The following is a 19437-nucleotide window of genomic DNA, read 5'->3' on the forward strand; positions in this document are numbered from 1 at the left end:
CCATCGGAGCAGTTAATGTCGGATCGTGGGGTTTTACTGTTGAATCTGGGCTCGCCGGCCAGCACTAGCGTGGCTGATGTGCGCCGTTATCTGAATCAGTTCCTGATGGATCCGTATGTAGTCGATATCCCTTGGCCGTTACGTCGTCTACTGGTGGGGCTGATTCTGATCAATCGGCCCAAACAGTCCGCGCATGCATACGCCTCGATCTGGTGGGAGCAGGGCTCGCCATTGGTAGTGATCAGTCGGCGAGTGCAGCAGGCCTTGCAGGCGCGTCTGGACATGCCCGTTGAGTTGGCCATGCGCTATGGTGAGCCCTCAATCGAGCAGGGCATTCTGGCGCTGTCCGCCAAGCCGGGCATACGCGAAATCCTGTTGTTGCAGCAGTATCCGCAGCATGCCGACAGCACCATCACCACGTCGATCAAGGAAGCTGAGCGGGTCATTGCCAAGCACCAATTGAAACTCAAGCTGACCGTGGTGCCGGCATTCTATAATCGCCCTGGCTACATGGACGCCCTGGTGGCCAGTGCCGAGCCGCACCTGCAACAGGGCTTCGATCACCTGCTGCTGAGCTTTCACGGGTTGCCCGAACGGCACCTGCGCAAGGCCGACCCGACCGGCTCGCACTGTGGCAATTTCCCCACCTGCTGCGAGCAGCCGTCGCCGGCGCATGCCACCTGCTACCGCGCTCAGTGTCTGGCGGTCAGCAAAGCCTTCGCCGCGCGTATGGGGCTGTCCGAAGACCAGTGGTCCATGGCGTTCCAGTCGCGGCTGGGGCGCGACAAATGGATTGAGCCTTATACCGAACAGCGTCTGGATGAGCTGGCAGCGCAAGGCGTCAAGCGCCTGCTGGTGATGTGCCCGGCCTTCGTAGCTGATTGCATCGAAACGCTCGAGGAAATCGGCGATCGCGGTCGTGAGCAATTTGTGGAAGCCGGAGGTGAGGAACTGGTGCTGGTTCCCTGCCTGAATGATCATCCAAAGTGGATCGATGCCCTGGAGCATTGGTGTCGTACCGAGCCGGCTGCGGTCTGAGCCAAAGCGGGGTCAGCTGCGGCGCAGCCATTCGGACAGCACCAGGTGTAAGCCCAGGCCGATAAGCACGACGCCCATCAGCCGGTCGAACCAGTGCCCGAGGCGCGCAAAGCCGCGGCGCACCCGGGGCTGGCTGAAGAGCACAGCGACCAGGGCGAACCAGGTCCCGGTCGCTAGCATGAGATAGAGACCGTAGCCGGCCTGCACCATCAATGGCGTCTGCGCACTGATGACCGCAGTGAACAACGAGAGAAAGAACAGCGTGGCCTTGGGGTTCAGGCCGTTGGTAATGAAACCGTTGAGAAAAGCCTGTCGCGGCGCCATGTGCACCGTGCTGGCCCCCTCAATGGTCTGAGCCTGTGGCTGTGCGCGCAGGGCGCGTATCCCAATATAGATAAGATAGGCCGCCGCCAGCAGCTTGAGCAGATTGAACAGCCATACCGATTGCGAAACGATCAGGCCAATGCCCAGCAGCGAATAGCCAACGTGAATCAGAATGCCGGTGCCAACGCCGGCAGCGGTCATCAGTCCGGCCTGTCGTCCGGCGCTGACGCTGTTGCGAATGACCACCGCGAAATCCGGCCCGGGACTCATTACCGCTAGCAGATGCACCAGCGCCACCAGCAGGAATTCATTGAGGTACATGGATTGCTCCCGTGAAAATAGGACATTTTAAACCCAACGACAGCAACGGACCCTAGTCATGAATGAACAATTGCGCATGGTATTTCTGGACCAGGCTACCCTGGACAAGAATGATCTCGACTTGCAGCCGCTGGCTGACAGTGTCTCGATACTGACGCTGTACGACGAAACCACCGCGGAGCAGGTGATCGAGCGGATTGGCGAGCATCAGGTAGTGATCACCAACAAGGTGGTGATAGACGAGGCCGCCATGCAAGCCTGTCCAGCGGTGAAACTGATTCTGATCGCCGCCACCGGGACCAACAATGTCGATCTGGATGCTGCGCGCCGGCTGGGGATTCAGGTCTGCAATTGCCAGGGCTACGGCACTCCCTCCGTTGCACAGCACACCATTATGTTGATGCTGGCGCTGATCACGCACTTCGAATCCTATCGCGAAGCAGTCAAAGCCGGAGCCTGGCAGCGCAGCAGCCAGTTCTGTCTGCTGGATTATCCCATTGGCGAGCTGTCAGGCAGGACGCTGGGGCTGCTCGGCTATGGCGAGCTGGGCCGGGCTGTGGGCAAGCTTGCCGAGGCGTTCGGCATGCAACTTCTGGTGGGCGCGTTGCCCGGGCGTGAACAGCCCGGTCGGCCGGGATTGCACGAGCTGTTGCCGCAGGTCGATGTACTGAGTCTGCACTGCCCGCTGACGGAGACTACTCGCCACCTGATTGGTGCGCCGGAGCTGGCGCTAATGAAACCGGGCAGCCTGCTGATCAATGCCGCGCGCGGCGGACTGGTCGACGAGCAGGCGTTGCTCGCCAGCCTGACAAGCGGGCATCTGGGCGGCGCCGCGCTGGATGTGTTGAGTGAGGAGCCGCCCGTTCGCGGCAATCCGTTACTGGACGCCGCAGTGGCCAATCTGATTATCACGCCGCACAGCGCCTGGGGCAGTCGTGAGGCACGCCAGCGGATTGTCGCGCAGCTCACGGAGAATCTGGCCGGTTTTGTCGAGGGGTCGGTGCGCCGCTCGGTAACGTGAACGAGCCGGCATTTGCATCGATCTGTCATCGACTGACGCACACTTCGGCTTTCGCCACCTCTTTAGGTGATGGCTAGGTCGGGTGGGGCGGGCATAAGGTCGGATCATCTTTCGCTCAGGGATCGAGCAAGTAATGACGTCCAATGCCCCCACCAGACAACCTCCAGCCCATGCGGAAACAAACCCTTTTCTGTTTGATGACTTGTCCACGCCCGCCCACCGTCTCTGCGACTGGTCTGAAGTCCAGCGCATCAGTCAGCGGGGCGTAAGCCTGCTCGAGGTACTCATCGCGGTGCTGGTATTGGCTATCGGCGTGCTGGGCGCGGCTTCGCTACAGCTTAATGCGGTGCGGTACAGTGCCAGCGCCGGGCATACCACCCACGCCAGCTTTATTGCGTACGACATGCTCGATCGCATGCGCGCCAACGCAGCCGATTTAGCCTCCTATGCGACCTCTGTCTCCGGGGCCTGCGATCCTGATGCCGCGGCGCCTGCCAGCATCCTCGCCAGCGACAAGGGTGACTTTGCCCAGGCGGTGACCTGTCAGTTGCCATCGGGTGAGGCCAGTGTTCAGGTGGTTGGCGATAAGGCCACCATCAATATCAGCTGGTCCGAAGCGCGGATCGTGGCAGGACAGAACGATACCGAGTTCGTGGTCTCGTCCATTGTGAGGCGCACACCGTGAACGGCTCGACCTATCACCGATCTGGCACGCCGGCTGGGCAGCGCGGCTTTAGTCTGGTTGAACTGATGATCGCCATGTTGCTGGGGCTCATTCTGATCATGGGCATCATGCAGATCTTCATCGCCAGCAAACAGACCTACGGCGTGCAACAGAGCGCCGCCAGCATGCAGGAAAATGCGCGGTTCGTTCTGAGCAGGATCAGTTCGGAATTGAGACAGGTGGGCATGTTCGGCTGCATGGATATCGAACGGCTCCCCCTCGCAACGCGCAATCAGATCCCCGCTGTATTTGCCAATCCGGTGTCCTTTCAGGACGGCGTGCTGAGCATCGTCACCGCCGACTCGACGGTTGCCCGTGTAACCGAGGAGGTGACGCTGACGGCCGCGGGCCTTGGCGCCGGATGGTTACTGGTGAGTGACTGCGTAGACGCGTTGCGTATTGATGCCGGCGCCGGCGTTACTGCCGCAGCAGGGGATCTGGTCATTCCGGTGCGGCAACTGGAATACAAACTGGCAAATCATGCACTCAAGACGCGGGTAAACGGGGTAGGCAATTTCGAAACGCTGATTGAGGGTGTGTCGGGGTTCGAGGTGCAGTTCGGTCTCGCGGCATCGAACGCCGATGTACATGTCGCAGGAACCTACGTCACCGACGTTACCGGTCTGGAAAATCGTGTGCGCAGCGTTCGCCTGGCGTTGCAGTTGGCTGAGGATCCGTCCGACCCGGCCGCTGGTAGCGTTAAACCGCAGGATTTCACCCTGGTTGCGGCGCTGCGCAATCGTCTCGACTGAACACGCAAGGAAGCCCCCCATGTTATGCCGTCATTGCCCCTTTCAGAATAACCAGCAGGGCAGCGCCTTGCTCATCAGCATGGTGCTGCTGTTGCTACTGAGTCTGGCGGCGATAGCGGGGGTCAAGACCTCCATCAGCCAGGAACGCATGGCCGCCAATCTCAAACTCAAGAATGACAGCTTCCAGGCGGCTGAAACAGGCATGCGCTTTATCGAAGCGCAGGTGCGCACGCTGGATGTGCTGTTACCTGCGGCTGTCTGCGTTGGCCTGCAGTGCGAGATTGATGCCGCCGCCCTCGATATTGATCAGCTGTCATCGCCCGGGGCGAACTGGATCGCGGTGCCTGAGGCCACGGCCGGCAACGCGGCCTCGGTCTGGTATCGCGTGGTGCGGCTGGGCGATAGCGAAATACCGGTCAATCTGACTGCCAGCGCCCCCAGCACCCTCTACCGAATATCGGTGGTGGGTTTCAAAGGCACCACCCGCACTGTGCTGGAGGCAACCTATGCACACACCAGAATATAATGCCGCGCGAGTGCGGACCTGCGTCGGCCGGATGGCCAGTTTCGCACTGGGCATGTCCGTGGCCTGCTCGGCTAACGCGTTCACGCCGCTCAGCGGTCCGGTGCTCTCGGCATCCAGTGTGCCGCCGAATGTGGTCATGCTGTTCGACAGCTCTTCGAGCATGGTGATCAACCAGATAGATGGCGATACCCGTCTGAATATTGCCAGGGAGGCGGCGAAGGATGTCATCAGCGATAATCGCGATGTACGCTTCGGCCTGTTTACCTTTCGCTCTGGAACCGGTGCGCCGGGTGGATTGTTGCGCGTGCCGGTGGGGTCCATTGCGATGGACACGGCGGCAGGTGAGTCCCGTTTCAGCGACCTGAACGCCGCACTCGACGGCGTCAATCCTGGCCGCAGTGGCTCCGAACTGACCTGGACGCCTCTGGCGGAGAGTTATTACGAAGTCACGCGGTACATGCGCGGCCTGCGGGCTTTCTATCCGCAGTCAGACGCCGAACAGGATCGGGAGCAATTCGACAGCCCGATCGAATATCGCTGCCAGAAGAACTTCGGTCTGGTCCTGACAGATGGCCTGCCGACCTACGACAGCCAGTTTCCCACGACATTCGCCGAAGAGCCGGCCGGCAACAATGCACAGGTCGCCGGCGCATTCAATTTGCCGAACTGGGACGGTGACAGCCAGGGCGATGTGAATAGCGGCAATCCCTCCACCGAGGGCAGCACCTTCTATCTGAACGATATCGCGCGTTTTGCGTTGGATACCGATATGCGCAGCACCGGCGATGGTACCGACCAGGCCGGCAAAAGCTGGGACGATCCGATCTTTGCAACACAGAACATGAAGACCTTTACGGTGGGATTCGCGCTGGATGACTCACGTTTGCGCGACACGGCCACCTCTGGCGGCGGAAAATACTATACGGCGAGCGACCGCGCGGAACTGAAGGAAGCGCTTCGCACCGCACTGCGCGAAATCATGGCCTCATCCGGCTCCGGCGGCGGCGCGACCATCGACAGTCAGGTACTGCAGGCCGGCACCAGCCGCTATTACCAGACGGCATTCGACCCCCAGGACTGGAGCGGTTCGCTCAGTGCCCATACCTTGGACGAAAACGGCGAACCGGACGTGCTGCTCTGGTCCACCGATTCGACCTTCACCTCGGCCAATCGACCCGGCGTATTTCAGACCTGGCGTCTTGGACATGACGCTACCCTGGCCGGTCCGGTGGCGTTGAACGGCGCGACCCGGGCGCTGCTGGCGCCGGTTCAACAGACGCTAATTGATAACGCAGCCGTGCAGGCCGGTCTCGCTGGTGAGGCTGGGCAGACGCTTTTGAACTGGGTACTGGGACAGAGCGTGACGGGTCTGCGCGCGCGCACGTCCTTGCTTGGCGATGTCATCAACGCCTCGCCGGTATTGGTCGCTCGACATCAGGCGACATCCGGCGCTCCTGCGGCGTATCGAAGCACCAAGCAGCAACTGACCGAATTGCTGGTAGTCGGTGCCAACGACGGATTTATCCGGGTGTTCGATACCGCGGGTCAGCACCGCTATTCCTTCCTCCCCGCCGGTCTGCATGCCAGCCTGGGTGCCCGGGCGCGAGAGGATTATGCCAACGGCAACAATCACCGGTCCGGGGTAGACGGTCGCTTGACCGTGGCAGACATCCCCTTGAACGGTATTTGGTCCACTGTGGCTGCAACGGGTTTTGGCGCCGGTGGCAAAGGCTTGGCGGCGATTCGGCTGTTTGACGCAAACAGCGGCAACAGCGCGATCGGTGCGTTATGGGAAATCAATGCCACCGAGCCCGGCTGGGAGGATCTCGGTCATATCTATGCGCAACCGGTACTCGCGCGGCTGAATGATCGCAGCGTACTCATTACCGGCAATGGTTATGGCAGCACGCAGGGGACCGGCTCATTACTCGTTATTGATCCCGCAACGGGCATGCTGATTCGCAGGCTGGACGTCACCAGCCGGGAGCACGCCAGCGAAGCAAACGGCCTGTCGGCGCCGGTGCTGCATGATGACGGAAGCGGCAATCTGTCCGTGTTCGCCGGAGACCTGCACGGGCAGTTGTGGAAATTCGATCTTAGCGACCCTGACAGCGCCAACTGGAGCATTGCCCATGGCGGCACACCGCTCTTCACCGCCAATGCTGATCAGCCCATCACCGTTCGGCCGCAGATGCATCGCAGCGCCGATGCCGGAGGCTATCTGGTGTTGTTCGGTACAGGGAAATTCATGGAGCAGACCGATCTCACCGATACCGCGGTGCAGGCGTTTTACGCGGTATTGGACGCTGCCAGTCCTCCGGCTGGTGGATTTGCGCCGGCCGATCTTCAGGCGCAACAGATCAATCCAACCACCGTCTCGGATGGCGCCGGAGGCACCTTTCGCCGCGTGTCGGGCAATGCGGTCGACTGGACGACGCAGTCTGGCTGGCGTCTGCCGCTGATCAGTGGCGCGCAGGCAGTGGGCGAAAGGGTGACCCGGGATTTTGCCGTGCGTGACGGCAAGGTCTATTTCAATACCGGCTATATCAAACCGGACACCGATCCCTGCATGACCCAGGGCGCAGGCTGGCTGATGATCGTGTCGCTCGATAGTGGCGGCATGGCGCCGGGCAAATTTCTCGATACTAACAATGACAACAACGTCGATAACGATGACGAGCAGGTCGCCGGCAAGGATCTGGACATCGGCCTGCCGGGGGATCTCAACATTCTGCGTCGCGAGGATGATCCTGAGGTCAGCCAGACCGGTTGCGCGCCGGACATCATTCTGGTGCAGGGTTCCAGCGGCGTAGCGGTGGTGACTGCCACCGCCACCTGCCGTTTCGACCGGATCAATTGGCGGCAACGGATGTGAGGGCACAGGGATGAAGAACAACAGAACGTGCGGTTTTACCTTGATCGAGGTGATGATCGTGGTCGCCATCATTGGCATTCTGGCGGCAATTGCTTATCCGTCGTATCTGGAGCATGTACGTCAGACCCGACGCGCGGAAGTGACGACCGTGCTGCTGGAGAATGCGCAGCTGCTGGAGCGGCATTACACTCGCCAGGGTGCCTACGATTCGGGGACGGTGAGTCTTGCTACTCAGAGCCCTGTCAGCGGCAATGCGGTGGCGACAATTGTTGCGGTGCTGGGCGCGGAGACCTATACGTTGACTGCCACAGCTGCGGCAGGGGGGATTCTTGCTGGTGACACCTGCGCGGTCTATACGCTCAATCAGGTGGGACAGCGCACGCCAGCCGATGCCAAATGCTGGCGGCGCTGAACAGCTGAATATTCAGGCGGTGGGCAGGGTTTCCTCGCCTGTGCCCGGCAGTAACTGATTGAGAATGATCGCAACCACGCCGCACAGGCTGATGCCCTGCAAATTGACTTCCGCGCTGCCGACAATCATCCCGCCGATGCCGAACACCAGCGTTACCGAGACGATACACAGGTTGCGCGGCTGTGACAGGTCGACCTGGTGGCGGATCAGCGTGTTCATGCCGACCACGGCAATCGAGCCGAACAGCAGGCATAGAATGCCGCCCATGACGGGTACCGGCATACCCAACAACACTGCACCAAACTTGCTGACGAAGGCCAGGCCGATGGCGAACACCGCGGCCCAGATCATCACCATCGGGTTGAAATTGCGGGTCAACATCACCGCACCCGTCACTTCCGAATAGGTTGTATTGGGCGGGCCGCCGAGGCAGGCAGCGGCGGAGGTGGCTATACCGTCGCCCAGCAGCGTGCGCTGGAGCCCGGGTTTACGCAGATAGTCCTTGCCGGTTACCGAACCGATCGCCAGCACATCGCCGATATGCTCGATAGCCGGCGCAATCGCCACCGGCAGCATGAACAGGATGGCTGCCAGGTGGAATTCGGGGGTCACAAACTGGGGTATGGAAAACCAGCTGGCCTCGCCGACTGTCGTGAAATCCACCACCCCGAATGCCCAGGACAGGCTGTAGCCCACCAGCACGCCAGCGAGGATCGGCACTAGCCGAAAGATCCCCTTGGCCAGCACAGCCACGGCGATGGTGGTCGCCAGCGACGCCATGGAAATGATGATGGCGATCGGGTAATCGATCAGGACTGCACTGCCGTCACCCGTTTTGCCCATGGCCATATTGACCGCGACCGAGGCGAGACCAAGTCCGATGACCATGATCACCGGCCCGACCACCACCGGCGGCAGCAAGCGCTGGATAAATCCGGGGCCGCGCAACCTGACCGCCAGACTCAACAGGATATAGACCACCCCGGCCGCAAACAGGCCGCCGAGCGTCGCGGGCAGTCCCCAGGTCTGGTTGCTGTAAAGGATGGGAGCGATGAAGGCAAAGCTGGAGGCGAGGAACACCGGTATCTGACGGTGCGTGGTGAACTGGAACATCAGGGTGCCGATACCAGCAGTAAACAAGGCTACGCTGGGGTCCATCCCGGTGATCAGTGGCATCAGCACCAGCGCGCCAAAGGCCACGAACAACATCTGCGAACCGGCTAGCGCGGTGCGCCAGCCACTGGTTTCAACTCCCTGCATCAATGGACGTCCTTTTGCTTGGTGCCGAAAATCTTGTCGCCTGCATCACCCAGACCGGGAATGATATAACCATGTTCATTCAGACGTTCATCAATCGAGGCCGTGTAAATTTCCACGTCCGGGTGCAGCTCATTGACCCGCTTGATCCCCTCGGGCGCCGCCACCAGCACCAATGCGCGGATTTCCTTGGCCCCGGCCTGCTTGAGCAGGTCGATGGTCGCGACCATGGAGCCGCCAGTCGCGAGCATGGGGTCAATGATCAGTGCCCGACGCTGATTCAGCTCGCCAACCAGCTTTTCCAGATAGGTGTCGGCTTCCAGCGTTTCTTCGTTGCGCGCGAGGCCGATAACGCTGACTCTGGCGCTGGGAATCAGCGACAGAACCCCATCCAGCATGCCGATGCCGGCGCGCAGAATGGGCACCACGGTAATCTTCTTGCCGGACAGCTTTTCCACCGTCACATCGCCGCACCAGCCTGAAATGACAGCCTCTTCGAGCGGCATGTCCTGGGTCGCCTCATAGGTCAGCAGCGCGGCGACCTCCTGGGCCAGTTCCCGGAAATTCTTGGTGCTTATATCGTCGCGGCGCATCAGCCCCAGTTTGTGGCGAATCAGCGGATGGCGGATCTCTTTGACTTTCATGGAAGGCTCTCGTGCACGCGGGGGGAAAGGAATGCGTTATAGCTTAGAGTCTCAGCGCATCGGGTCGCAAGCATAAGGCTGCAGTCGGCCCAGCTGATTTCAGCAGAACCACGCGTCCGGATATGCCGGCCGCGTTGGTTCTGTGCTTGCGTTTAACCCTCAGGACCAGTAATTTGCGCCACTTCTCGTAGTAGCCCCCCGGAGATATCGCAATGCCCGTCGATCTTGAACACATCAGTCAGGTAATGGCTGAGGCCGATTGTCTGTTCACCGAGACCCAGGTGCGGGCGGCCATGGACAACATGGCTGCAGAGATAAACGCCCGCCTGGCAGGCAGCAACCCCATCGTATACAGCGTGATGAACGGGGGACTGATCATTGCCGGTCAACTGGCTACCCGGCTGAGTTTTCCACTCGAGCTGAGTTACCTGCACGCGACGCGTTACCGTAACAAGCTGAGCGGTGGTGAGTTGTTCTGGAAAGCCCGCGCCGAACATTCGCTGGTCGACCGCACGGTGCTGATTCTCGACGACATTCTCGATGAGGGGCATACCCTCGCGGCGATTGTTGAATATTGCCGCGACGCTGGCGCCAGCAATGTGCTCACGGCGGTGCTGTTGGACAAGAAGCACGATCGCAAGGCGTATCCGGGCATGCGCGCCGATTTCACCGGTATGGACGTAGAAGACCGTTACATCTTCGGCTTTGGTCTGGATTACAAGGGCTACTGGCGCAATGCGCCGGGTATCTTCGCCCTTAAAGGTCACTGATACCCAGCACTGCCAGCGCCTGCCCTCAGGCAGTCGCTGTCTCCTGCGCCTGTTTGGCCAGTTCCTCACGGATATACCGGGCCGCCTCTGCTGGCCTGGCCACATAGCGCCGGCTCCCACGTACCGCACCCATACCGGCTCGCTTCAGCTTGAGCCGCAGGGGTGCTTTCACGCCAATCAGATAGACCTGTATCCCGCGTTTCTCCAGGTCCTGCAGCGCCTTCTGGAAGATCACCAGCGCGCTCATGTCCATGCTCGGCACTGTCTGCATATCGATGGCAAGATAATGAACATCTTCATCGTATCGATTCAAGGCGTTTAACGCCTTGTCAGCGGCAGCAAAGAACAGCGGACCATGGATCTGATACAGCGCTACGCTTTCCGGCAATGCCGCCAGTGCCGCATCGCTGTGGGTAGGTTTCTTGCTGCCCTGACTCAGGTCTGCCATGCGTTTGATGAACAGCACAGAGGCCAGCAGCAGGCCGACGCCAACCGCCAGGACCATGTCAAACAGCACCGTAAGCACCAGGCAGATGATTAATACCCAGACGTCCTGGCGCGGCCCGATGCGCAGCATATGCAATACATGGGGTACTTCGGCCATGTTCCAGGCCACGATCAGCAGCATCGCCGCCAGCGACGCCATCGGCAGGTAGGCAAACAGGTCAGCCAACAGCACCACTGCCAGCAGAATCACTAAGGCGTGAACCACTGCCGCTATAGGGGAGCGCGCGCCTGAGCGCACGCTGGTTGCGGTGCGGGCAATGGCTGCCGTCGCGGTGATGCCGCCGAAGAAGGGCACGATAAGATTGCCCAGACCCTGGCCCATTAATTCGGCGTTGGGATCGTGACGGGTATTGCCCATACCGTCGGCCACCAGTGCGCAGAGCAGTGACTCAATGGCGCCGAGCATGGCCACGGCGAGGGCCACTGGCATGAGCTCGCGGATCAGATTGAAGTTGATTGCCAGGGGCTCGCCATCGGGTCCAGGCAGTGTCCAGGGCAGAACCCAGTGTGGCGCAATCGGCGGAATGCCGGCATGGGTGACCCCGTCCATGACATAGCTGAAGCGTGAGCCCAGCGTATCCACCGAGAGCCCGAAGCTCATCAGTACCATCGCCAGCAACGCACCTGCCAGCAAGGCCACCAGGTGGCCGGGGATCCGACGGGTAATATGCGGCCAGAGTATCAACACACCCAGGGTGACGACGCCCACCAGGGTATCGCCGAGCTGGATACTGGGCATCGCCTGCGCCAGTGCAAAAAGTTGGTCGACGTAGCTTTCATGCTGGGCAACGTTCTGTAGACCGAGGAAATCCTTGATCTGCAACGTAGCAATGACCACGCCGATGCCTGCAGTGAAGCCCATGACAACGGGGTAGGGCACCACCTGAATCAGGCTGCCCATGCGTGCAAGCCCCAGGGTGAGCAGGATCACCCCGGACATGGCGGTCACTACCAGCAGTCCCCCGATGCCATACTGCTGCGTGATCGGCAGCAGAATCACCACAAAAGCGGCGGTGGGGCCGGAAATATTGAATCGCGAACCGCCGGTCAAGGCGATGATCAGCCCGCCGACGATTCCCGTGTAGAGTCCGTGTTGCGGGGCAACGCCCACCGCGATGGCCAGCGCCATGCCCAAGGGGATGGCGATGATGCCAACCGTGAGGCCGGCGAGCATGTCGCCGCGTAGAGTCTTGAGGGTATATCCCTGTTTGATGCTTTCACGCATCGCTGCGAAGAGGGGCAGCCGGCCTGAACGTGCGCGTGCCATAGAGTATCCTGTCGTGCCGATGATTGGGCCGGACGCAGCCCTGTCCTGAAAATCATTCCCGTCTAGCCAGGGAACTCCCATAGCATACTCCTCGAACGGCTTGTATCGAGCCGAGCGCCATGCGGTGCGCGCATTTATCGCAAGACCGCGTTCCTGCGCCGGCAGGAAAAGCTGCGCCTGAGCGCGTTGCGGCAGGGGGTGCTGGTGGGGGCTGGTTGGTCTGGTTACAATTGCGCTCCCTGAACACTGTGCAACGAGGTTTCCGTGCGTAAAGACAAGCAGAAGGTAGTCGGTGAGCCGATTACAGACGAACAGGTCGCGGTTTTTTTGCAGGCCAGGCCATTCGATGCCAATGAGTCGGTGGAGCTGCATATCCTGACCAAGGCCTATCGCGGCCTGCGCGCTGAGGATTTCCAGCGTTTTCTTGAAATGTTCCGCGCTGAAGGCTATGACATCAATGCCACTGACGCACAGGGCCGGACCTTTCTGAGCACCCTGCGTGATCACGCTCAGGCCGAGGACTATATCGTCGCGCTTGAGGCCATTGGCGCGCGCTGAAGCAAGCAGGCCACACCCTGGTATCGTGCTGTCAGACTGCCACTGAGCTATGCTGTGAACCCTGGCGTAGCCTGATCTGGTCGCCGCCCGGACAATTGATAATCGTATTTTTGAGGAGTGCCGTGTCATGTTGAAACCTGTGGGTATGCTGGCTGTATGTGCTCTGGCTCTGATTCTGGTGGGCTGCGCCCATAGTCCCCAGCAGCTCAGCGTGCAGCCCAAGGTTCAGGTCGCCCTGAATCCCGTGGCGGGCAATCAGCCGGTGGCCGTTACTGTGCAGGACACGCGGTCTTCTACGGTGCTCGGTACCCGCGGTGGCATTTACCCCAACTCCAGCAACCTGACCTTGAGCGATAAATCGATCCCGGCCATCCGCCAGGAAGTCGAACAGTCGCTACGTCAACTTGGGTTTGTCGTGGTTCAGCCCGGTGCCGCCAACGCCAACAGCCTGACGGTCAACCTTGCCGAGGTGACCTACCGCTCACCCAGTGACGGTGCATACGTGACCCAGGCTGATATTGGCGCCGTGTTCACCGCCGAAGCGCGCGGGGGCGACCAGGTCTATAACGGTCGTTACAGCGCATCGGCTCAGCATCGCTTCGGCTACGCGCCCAATCAGGCGACCAATACCAAATTGGTCTCCGAAGTCATGAGTGACGCCTTGTCACGGATGTTCCGCGATCAGGAAATTGTCCGGGTTCTGCAGCGATAACCCAGCGTTCAGCACGCCGAGCTGATTAATCGGCCGGCACAAAAAAGCCAGACCCTGAGGTCTGGCTTTTTTGTGGGTGACTTGCAACCGCCCGATTATCCTTTTTCGGGTGGCGGCGTCATGGTCGGAGAGGGCTGGAGCATCACGTCGTGCTCAGCCATGTTCCAGGGCAGAGAGCCGGGCGAGATATGCAGGAAGTGCAGGTAGCGCTCGAAATGGTCAAGGGCGTCGCCGATGATTTCCTCCTGATCGTAGCCGTAGATATCGTAGGTCTGCCCGCCGCGACGCAGGAAGACTTCGGCGCGGTAGTAATGTGCCTCGGGGGCATTTTCAGTCGATGCCACCTCCGGGAAGGCATAGGTCGGACGGGTGTATTCGCGGATGCGGATCTCATAAATGAAATCGGTCTGGTCCGGTTTGATGATTTCGATCCAGGCACGTCCCAGATCGGCGTCATGACTTGCTGTGGCTGGCCAGCCCTGGTCGGCCAGGGTGCTTGCCAGGCGCTGCATGGCCGGAAGCACGGTTTGCGAGACGAACTGCTCGACCGCTTGCTTCTCCGGAAAGTTGACGATCCCCGCCACGCGCTTCTTCCACAAGGAGGCCGTATTGCCCTTGGAATGCCGGCCGGATTGCATGTGATGGATCAGGCTCTGATCACGGTGTCCTTCGATCACCAGCGCCCGCCACATTCCCACGGCGGATATCAGCATGATGATGGCAAAGGGCAGGGCGCTGGCGATGGTCATGGTCTGCAGGGCACTCAAGCCGCCGGCCAACAGCAGGGTCGCCGCCACAGCCCCTTCCAGAATGGCCCAGAACGCGCGTTGCCAGGCCGGGGTTGCGAGTACCCCGCCTGATGCCAGCGAATCGATGACCAGGGAGCCCGAGTCCGATGAGGTCACGAAGAAGGTAATGATCAGAAGCACCGTCAGGAAGGACACGATCGAGGTGAACGGCAAGCGTTCAAACAGCTTGAACAGGGCGATCGCGTTGTCGTTCTGCACTTCGGTGATCAACGCGGTGTAACCCTCGTTCATGATCAGGTGCAAGGCGGTGTCGCCGAAGATGGAGAACCACATGAAGGTGAAAATGCTCGGCACCAGCATGACGCCAACCACGAACTGGCGGATGGTGCGCCCGCGGCTGATCTTGGCGATAAACAGGCCAACAAAGGGCGCCCAGGCAATGGTCCAGCCGAAGATGAACAGCGTCCAGTTGCCGATCCAGTCAGAGCGCGTATAAGCCTGAAGATTGAAGGTTCGCTCGACAATATTATTGAGGTAACTGCCGGTGTTCTGCAGGAAGGTTTCAAGGATAAACACCGAAGGGCCGACCAGAAAAACAAACAGCATCAAGGCAACGGCCAGCACCATATTCACTATGGAAAGGTTTTTCACACCCTTGTCGAGACCTGCTACCACCGAGATCAGCGCCAGCATGGTAATCACCGCAATGGTGATGATCTGTACCGTGATGGATACCGGTATCTGCGGCCAGAGATAGTTCATCCCGGCGTTGATCTGTGTGACCGACAGCCCCAGCGTGGTGGCGATGCCGAAGAGTGTGCCGAGAATCGCGAATACGTCCACGGTGTGGCCGATAGGGCCGTGAATGCGTTCACCGATCAGGGGATACAGGGCTGAGCGCATGGACAGTGGCAGGCCGTGGCGAAACGCAAAGTAGGCCAGGACCAGGCCAACCAGACCGTAAATTGCCCAGATATGAAAGCCCCAGTGGAAGAACGCAATCTGTAGCGCCTGTTTGGCCGCATCGACGGTTTCCGCCGCGCCGGCCGGGGGCGAGGCATAGTGCAGCACCGGCTCGGCTACACCGAAGAACAACAGGGCAATACCGTAACCCGCCGAAAACAGCATGGCGAACCAGGCCGGAAAACTGTACTGCGGTTCGGCATGGTCCGGGCCCAGCTTGATATGCCCCCAGTTGCTGAATGCGATCGCCGTGATAAACACCAGGAAACAGGCCACCGACAGCATATAAAACCAGCCAAAAGTGGTGTTGATATAGGTCAGGGTCGCGGCGAAGGCGTCGCCCGCTAGATCGGGGTTGCTGACAGTGCCGATTACCAGTAACAGCGTTACCACCACGGCGGGTATAAATACGGGAAACAGGATGGTCGAATTCCAACCGGATTTTTCAGCCTTCATTGGAGTTGTTCCTTGTAGTCGGATCGGAAGGTTGAGCGCTCGATACGTAATTCTCCTGTGCAATGTGACAGCCAAGCGGCGCAAGACGTTCAGAAGGCGTCTGCGCGGGCTGATTCAGGTGAGTATAGAGGGTGAGGCGGGTGACACAACGGCGGAGGCCGTCAGGACTCCTCGCAGGTTTCGATATCGACCCGTACGGTGCCAGCTCTGGTCATGCCTATTTCCTTGGCAGCGCGCAGCGACAGATCAATGACGCGTTTTCCGCTATAAGGCCCGCGGTCGTTGATCTCGACCATTACGCTCTGCTGATTCTGTCGATTGGTGACGCACACCAGGGTGCCGAATGGCAGGCTCGGGTGGGCCGCCGTCAGCCGGGTCTGATCGTATATCGCCCCGCTGGCGGTGCGGCGGCCATGCAGTTGGGAGGAATAGTAGGACGCCCTGCCTGTTTCGCTGTAGTGGTTCAGCGCGCCGGCCGGGTCGGGTTCCAGGGCCTCGTTGCTGGCGCAGGCGGCCGCCGGGATCAGCAACAGTGCAGACATCAGCAAGCGACGCACGCAGGAGCGTGCGTAGACCGCCAGATCGACACCCCGGTCAGAGGGTGTCGATCGACTCTCAGTCATCCAGTTTCTGCTTCAGTAACTGATTGACCTGCTGCGGATTGGCCTTGCCCTTCGAGGCCTTCATGGCCTGCCCGACGAAGAAGCCAAACATCTTGCCGCGCTTGGCTTCATCGCTGGCACGATACTGCTCCACCTGTTCGGCGTTGGCTGCCAGGACCTCATCGAGCATCGACTCGATCGCGCCGCTGTCTGTCACCTGCTTGAGGCCCTTGGCTTTGATGATCTGATCCGCGTCGCCTTCGCCCTTGGCCATCGCCTCGAAGACCATCTTGGCGATCTTGCCGGAGATGGTGTTGTCCTTGATGCGCAGAATCATGCCGCCGAGCTGGATGGCGCTGACCGGTGTCTGGTCGATTTCCAGTCCTTCCTTGTTCAGCCGGCTGGACAGCTCGCCCATCACCCAGTTGGCCGCCAGTTTGGCGTCACCACAGACGCGCTGGACTTCCTCGAAATAGTCGGCCATTTCGCGGCTGGCAGACAGCACGCTGGCATCGTAAACCGACAGGCCGAATTCGCCCTGAAAACGCTCACGCTTCTGCTGCGGCAGTTCTGGCAGCTCGCCGCGCACTTCTTCGATAAAGGCGGGTTCGATCACCACCGGTAACAGGTCGGGATCCGGGAAGTAGCGGTAGTCGTTGGCTTCTTCCTTGCTGCGCATGGAACGCGTTTCGTCCTTGTTCGGGTCATACAGGCGGGTTTCCTGAACGACCTTGCCGCCGTCTTCGATCAGCTCGACCTGACGTTGCACTTCGGTGTTGATGGCCTTCTCGATGAAGCGGAACGAGTTGACGTTCTTGATCTCGCAGCGCGTGCCGAAGGCTTCCTGGCCCTTGGGCCGTATGGACACGTTGCAGTCGCAGCGCAGTGAGCCTTCGGCCATGTTGCCATCGCAGATACCCAGATAGCGCACCAGCGAATGCACGGTGCGGGCATAGGCGACGGCCTCCTTGGCGCTGCGCATATCGGGTTCGGAGACGATTTCCAGCAGCGGCGTGCCGGCACGGTTGAGGTCGATGCCGCTCATGCCCTGGAAGTCTTCATGCAGGCTCTTGCCAGCATCTTCTTCGAGGTGAGCACGGGTCACGCCGACGCGCTTGATGCTGCCATCGTCCAGGGTAATGTCGAGAAAGCCCTTGCCAACGATGGGCAGATCCATCTGGCTGATCTGATAGCCCTTGGGCAAATCCGGATAAAAGTAATTCTTGCGCGCAAACACGTTAGTCATGCCGATCTCGGCATTGATCGCCAGACCGAACTTCACCGCATTGCGGACTGCCTGCTGGTTGAGTACCGGCAGGGTGCCGGGCATGCCCAGATCAATCAGACTGGCCTGCACGTTGGGTTCGGCGCCGAAGGTGGTCGAGCTACCCGAGAAAATCTTCGAGGCGGTAGTGAGCTGGGCGTGAATCTCCAGCCCGATAACGATTTCCCATTGCATCTTTAATATTCCTCAGAAATTCCGTGGCGCTCAATAGCCCTGGGGTACGCGGGTATGCCAGTCGGTGACCTGCTGGTACTGGTGCGCAATATTCAACAGGCGGGCCTCGCTGAAATACGGACCGAGCAACTGCATGCCCAGCGGCAGGCCATTGGCGAAGCCTGCGGGCAAGGCGATACCGGGTACCCCAGCCAGGTTGGCGGTAATGGTGTAGATGTCGGTGAGGTACAGGCTGACCGGATCATCGATCTTCTCGCCAATGCGGAACGCCGGCGTCGGGGAGGTCGGGCAGAGAATGACGTCAACCTGCTCGTAGGCGGCCATAAAGTCATTCTTGATCATCCGGCGGATCTGCTGTGCCTTCAGATAATAGGCGTCGTAATAGCCGGCGGACAGGGCATAGGCGCCGACCATGATGCGCCGCTTCACCTCATTGCCGAAGCCTTCGCTGCGCGAGCGCTTGTACAAGTCGGTGAGGTCGGTGGGGTTGTCGCAACGGTAACCGAAACGCACGCCATCAAAGCGCGACAGGTTCGAGGAGGCCTCGGCTGGCGCGATGACATAGTAGGCCGGGATCGCCAGCTCGGCGTTCGGCAGGCTGATTTCGCGCACCTCTGCACCCAGCGCTTCAAACGCTTTGACCGCCTGCTGAATGGCGTCTGCAGTCGCGGCATCCAGCCCACTGGCAAAGTATTCCTTGGGCAGACCGATGCGCAGCCCCTTGAGCGAATCGTTCAGGCTGGCGCAATAGTCGGCCACTGGCTCGTCGACACTGGTCGAGTCTTTCTCGTCGAAGCCGGCCATGACCTGCATCATCAGTGCGCAGTCTTCTGCGGTGCGGGCCATCGGGCCGCCCTGATCGAGGCTGGAGGCATAGGCGATCATGCCCCAGCGCGAGACCCGGCCATAGGTCGGCTTGAGGCCGGTCAGTGCAGTAAAGCCAGCGGGCTGGCGAATCGAGCCGCCCGTATCGGTACCGGTCGCCGCCGCGCACAGGCGGGCTGCCACCGCGGAGGCCGAGCCGCCGGAGGAGCCGCCTGGCACCCGGTCGGTATCCCAGGGATTGCGAGTCGCACCGTAAAAGCTGGACTCGGTGGACGAGCCCATGGCGAACTCGTCCATATTGGTCTTGCCGAGCATGACCGTACCGGCATCCAGCAAGCGCGAGATCACGGTGGACTCGTAGGGCGCAATGAAGTTGTCGAGCATCCGCGAGCCGCAGCTGGTGCGCACGCCCTGGGTACAGAACAGATCCTTGTGCGCCAGCGGAATACCGGTGAGCGGGCCAGCGTTACCGGCGGCAATGCGTGCGTCCGCGGCGCGCGCCTGTTCCAGCGCCAGCTCGGGGGTCACGGTGATGTAACTGTTGAGCGTGCCGTCAAACTGGGCGATACGGTCGAGATAATGTTGAGTGAGTTCGACGCTTGAGATCGACTTGTTCTGCAGGGCCTGCGACAACTCGGCCAGGGATTTCTCGTGCATGAGGGGTGTTCTCCGGGG

General features: G+C 60.4%; 18 protein-coding genes. 10 read left to right on the forward strand and 8 right to left on the reverse strand.

Annotated elements, in window-relative coordinates; all coding sequences use genetic code 11:
* The first annotated feature begins 15 nt into the window (after nucleotides 1-15).
* Nucleotides 16-1038 (forward strand): ferrochelatase, encoded by a 1023-nt coding sequence (gene hemH / locus FHK95_RS08355; RefSeq protein WP_150304147.1) that lies wholly within the window; start codon nucleotides 16-18, stop codon nucleotides 1036-1038.
* Between the two features lie 12 nt (nucleotides 1039-1050).
* Here hemH and FHK95_RS08360 read toward each other — a convergent pair whose 3' ends face one another.
* On the reverse strand, nucleotides 1051-1683 hold the full coding sequence (locus FHK95_RS08360) for a LysE family transporter (RefSeq protein WP_150304148.1): 633 nt from the start codon (nucleotides 1681-1683) through the stop codon (nucleotides 1051-1053).
* Between the two features lie 58 nt (nucleotides 1684-1741).
* On the opposite strand from FHK95_RS08360, the gene FHK95_RS08365 reads away from it, so the two are divergent.
* The 6 genes from FHK95_RS08365 to FHK95_RS08390 all read left to right on the forward strand — a co-directional run bounded on the left by FHK95_RS08365 (nucleotide 1742) and on the right by FHK95_RS08390 (nucleotide 7993).
* Nucleotides 1742-2704 (forward strand): 2-hydroxyacid dehydrogenase, encoded by a 963-nt coding sequence (locus FHK95_RS08365; RefSeq protein WP_150304149.1) that lies wholly within the window; start codon nucleotides 1742-1744, stop codon nucleotides 2702-2704.
* Nucleotides 2705-2837: 133 nt separating this feature from the next.
* Complete coding sequence (gene pilV, locus FHK95_RS08370; RefSeq protein ID WP_150304150.1) at nucleotides 2838-3389, forward strand: type IV pilus modification protein PilV; 552 nt, start codon at nucleotides 2838-2840, stop codon at nucleotides 3387-3389.
* Complete coding sequence (locus FHK95_RS08375) at nucleotides 3386-4180, forward strand: prepilin-type N-terminal cleavage/methylation domain-containing protein (RefSeq protein ID WP_178114746.1); 795 nt, start codon at nucleotides 3386-3388, stop codon at nucleotides 4178-4180. Before pilV ends, FHK95_RS08375 begins: the two co-directional genes overlap by 4 nt.
* 19 nt (nucleotides 4181-4199) lie before the next feature.
* On the forward strand, nucleotides 4200-4706 hold the full coding sequence (locus FHK95_RS08380) for a pilus assembly PilX family protein (RefSeq protein ID WP_178114747.1): 507 nt from the start codon (nucleotides 4200-4202) through the stop codon (nucleotides 4704-4706).
* Nucleotides 4687-7581: a PilC/PilY family type IV pilus protein gene (locus FHK95_RS08385; RefSeq protein WP_150304153.1), complete on the forward strand. Its 2895-nt coding sequence runs from the start codon at nucleotides 4687-4689 to the stop codon at nucleotides 7579-7581. Before FHK95_RS08380 ends, FHK95_RS08385 begins: the two co-directional genes overlap by 20 nt.
* A gap of 10 nt (nucleotides 7582-7591) precedes the next feature.
* Entirely contained in the window at nucleotides 7592-7993 is a 402-nt protein-coding gene (locus tag FHK95_RS08390; RefSeq protein WP_150304154.1) for a type IV pilin protein, read from the forward strand.
* A 12-nt stretch (nucleotides 7994-8005) separates the two neighbouring features.
* Here FHK95_RS08390 and FHK95_RS08395 read toward each other — a convergent pair whose 3' ends face one another.
* Both FHK95_RS08395 and upp read right to left on the reverse strand, forming a co-directional pair.
* Entirely contained in the window at nucleotides 8006-9253 is a 1248-nt protein-coding gene (locus tag FHK95_RS08395) for a uracil-xanthine permease family protein (RefSeq protein WP_150304155.1), read from the reverse strand.
* Nucleotides 9253-9894 carry a uracil phosphoribosyltransferase gene (upp, locus tag FHK95_RS08400; protein ID WP_150304156.1) on the reverse strand — a complete coding sequence of 214 codons (642 nt, stop codon included), beginning with the start codon at nucleotides 9892-9894 and terminating at the stop codon, nucleotides 9253-9255. The genes FHK95_RS08395 and upp overlap by 1 nt, the downstream gene beginning before the upstream one ends.
* 212 nt (nucleotides 9895-10106) lie before the next feature.
* Between upp and FHK95_RS08405 the strand changes: the two genes are divergently transcribed.
* Nucleotides 10107-10664 (forward strand): hypoxanthine-guanine phosphoribosyltransferase, encoded by a 558-nt coding sequence (locus FHK95_RS08405; protein WP_150304157.1) that lies wholly within the window; start codon nucleotides 10107-10109, stop codon nucleotides 10662-10664.
* Nucleotides 10665-10689: 25 nt separating this feature from the next.
* Here the strand turns inward: FHK95_RS08405 and dauA are convergent, their stop codons facing one another.
* A complete protein-coding gene (gene dauA, locus FHK95_RS08410; RefSeq protein ID WP_150304158.1) occupies nucleotides 10690-12438 on the reverse strand; it encodes a C4-dicarboxylic acid transporter DauA in 1749 nt (582 codons plus the stop codon).
* 264 nt (nucleotides 12439-12702) lie between these two features.
* Here dauA and FHK95_RS08415 point away from each other — a divergent pair, with 264 nt between their 5' ends.
* Complete coding sequence (locus FHK95_RS08415; RefSeq protein WP_150304159.1) at nucleotides 12703-12996, forward strand: PA4642 family protein; 294 nt, start codon at nucleotides 12703-12705, stop codon at nucleotides 12994-12996.
* A 127-nt stretch (nucleotides 12997-13123) separates the two neighbouring features.
* Complete coding sequence (locus FHK95_RS08420) at nucleotides 13124-13708, forward strand: YajG family lipoprotein (RefSeq protein ID WP_150304160.1); 585 nt, start codon at nucleotides 13124-13126, stop codon at nucleotides 13706-13708.
* A 95-nt stretch (nucleotides 13709-13803) separates the two neighbouring features.
* Here FHK95_RS08420 and FHK95_RS08425 read toward each other — a convergent pair whose 3' ends face one another.
* The 4 genes from FHK95_RS08425 to gatA form a co-directional block, all read right to left on the reverse strand.
* Nucleotides 13804-15876, reverse strand: coding sequence for a BCCT family transporter (locus FHK95_RS08425; protein WP_150304161.1), 2073 nt, complete (start codon nucleotides 15874-15876; stop codon nucleotides 13804-13806).
* Nucleotides 15877-16037: 161 nt separating this feature from the next.
* Complete coding sequence (locus tag FHK95_RS08430) at nucleotides 16038-16433, reverse strand: septal ring lytic transglycosylase RlpA family protein (protein ID WP_150304323.1); 396 nt, start codon at nucleotides 16431-16433, stop codon at nucleotides 16038-16040.
* Nucleotides 16434-16491: 58 nt separating this feature from the next.
* Nucleotides 16492-17937, reverse strand: coding sequence for an Asp-tRNA(Asn)/Glu-tRNA(Gln) amidotransferase subunit GatB (gatB, locus tag FHK95_RS08435; protein WP_150304162.1), 1446 nt, complete (start codon nucleotides 17935-17937; stop codon nucleotides 16492-16494).
* Nucleotides 17938-17967: 30 nt separating this feature from the next.
* Complete coding sequence (gatA, locus tag FHK95_RS08440) at nucleotides 17968-19419, reverse strand: Asp-tRNA(Asn)/Glu-tRNA(Gln) amidotransferase subunit GatA (RefSeq protein WP_150304163.1); 1452 nt, start codon at nucleotides 19417-19419, stop codon at nucleotides 17968-17970.
* Nucleotides 19420-19437 lie beyond the last annotated feature (18 nt).

It is taken from the genome of Pseudomonas saliphila (assembly GCF_008638345.1).
Taxonomy (GTDB): domain Bacteria; phylum Pseudomonadota; class Gammaproteobacteria; order Pseudomonadales; family Pseudomonadaceae; genus Halopseudomonas; species Halopseudomonas saliphila.

Coding starts and splice junctions, on each gene's coding strand:
- hemH (WP_150304147.1), top strand. CDS start 16: ATGTCGGATCGTGGGGTTTTACTGTTGAATCTGGGCTCGCCGGCCAGC.
- FHK95_RS08360 (WP_150304148.1), bottom strand. CDS start 1,683: ATGTACCTCAATGAATTCCTGCTGGTGGCGCTGGTGCATCTGCTAGCG.
- FHK95_RS08365 (WP_150304149.1), top strand. CDS start 1,742: ATGAATGAACAATTGCGCATGGTATTTCTGGACCAGGCTACCCTGGAC.
- pilV (WP_150304150.1), top strand. CDS start 2,838: ATGACGTCCAATGCCCCCACCAGACAACCTCCAGCCCATGCGGAAACA.
- FHK95_RS08380 (WP_178114747.1), top strand. CDS start 4,200: ATGTTATGCCGTCATTGCCCCTTTCAGAATAACCAGCAGGGCAGCGCC.
- FHK95_RS08385 (WP_150304153.1), top strand. CDS start 4,687: ATGCACACACCAGAATATAATGCCGCGCGAGTGCGGACCTGCGTCGGC.
- FHK95_RS08390 (WP_150304154.1), top strand. CDS start 7,592: ATGAAGAACAACAGAACGTGCGGTTTTACCTTGATCGAGGTGATGATC.
- FHK95_RS08395 (WP_150304155.1), bottom strand. CDS start 9,253: ATGCAGGGAGTTGAAACCAGTGGCTGGCGCACCGCGCTAGCCGGTTCG.
- upp (WP_150304156.1), bottom strand. CDS start 9,894: ATGAAAGTCAAAGAGATCCGCCATCCGCTGATTCGCCACAAACTGGGG.
- FHK95_RS08405 (WP_150304157.1), top strand. CDS start 10,107: ATGCCCGTCGATCTTGAACACATCAGTCAGGTAATGGCTGAGGCCGAT.
- dauA (WP_150304158.1), bottom strand. CDS start 12,438: ATGGCACGCGCACGTTCAGGCCGGCTGCCCCTCTTCGCAGCGATGCGT.
- FHK95_RS08420 (WP_150304160.1), top strand. CDS start 13,124: ATGTTGAAACCTGTGGGTATGCTGGCTGTATGTGCTCTGGCTCTGATT.
- FHK95_RS08425 (WP_150304161.1), bottom strand. CDS start 15,876: ATGAAGGCTGAAAAATCCGGTTGGAATTCGACCATCCTGTTTCCCGTA.
- gatB (WP_150304162.1), bottom strand. CDS start 17,937: ATGCAATGGGAAATCGTTATCGGGCTGGAGATTCACGCCCAGCTCACT.
- gatA (WP_150304163.1), bottom strand. CDS start 19,419: ATGCACGAGAAATCCCTGGCCGAGTTGTCGCAGGCCCTGCAGAACAAG.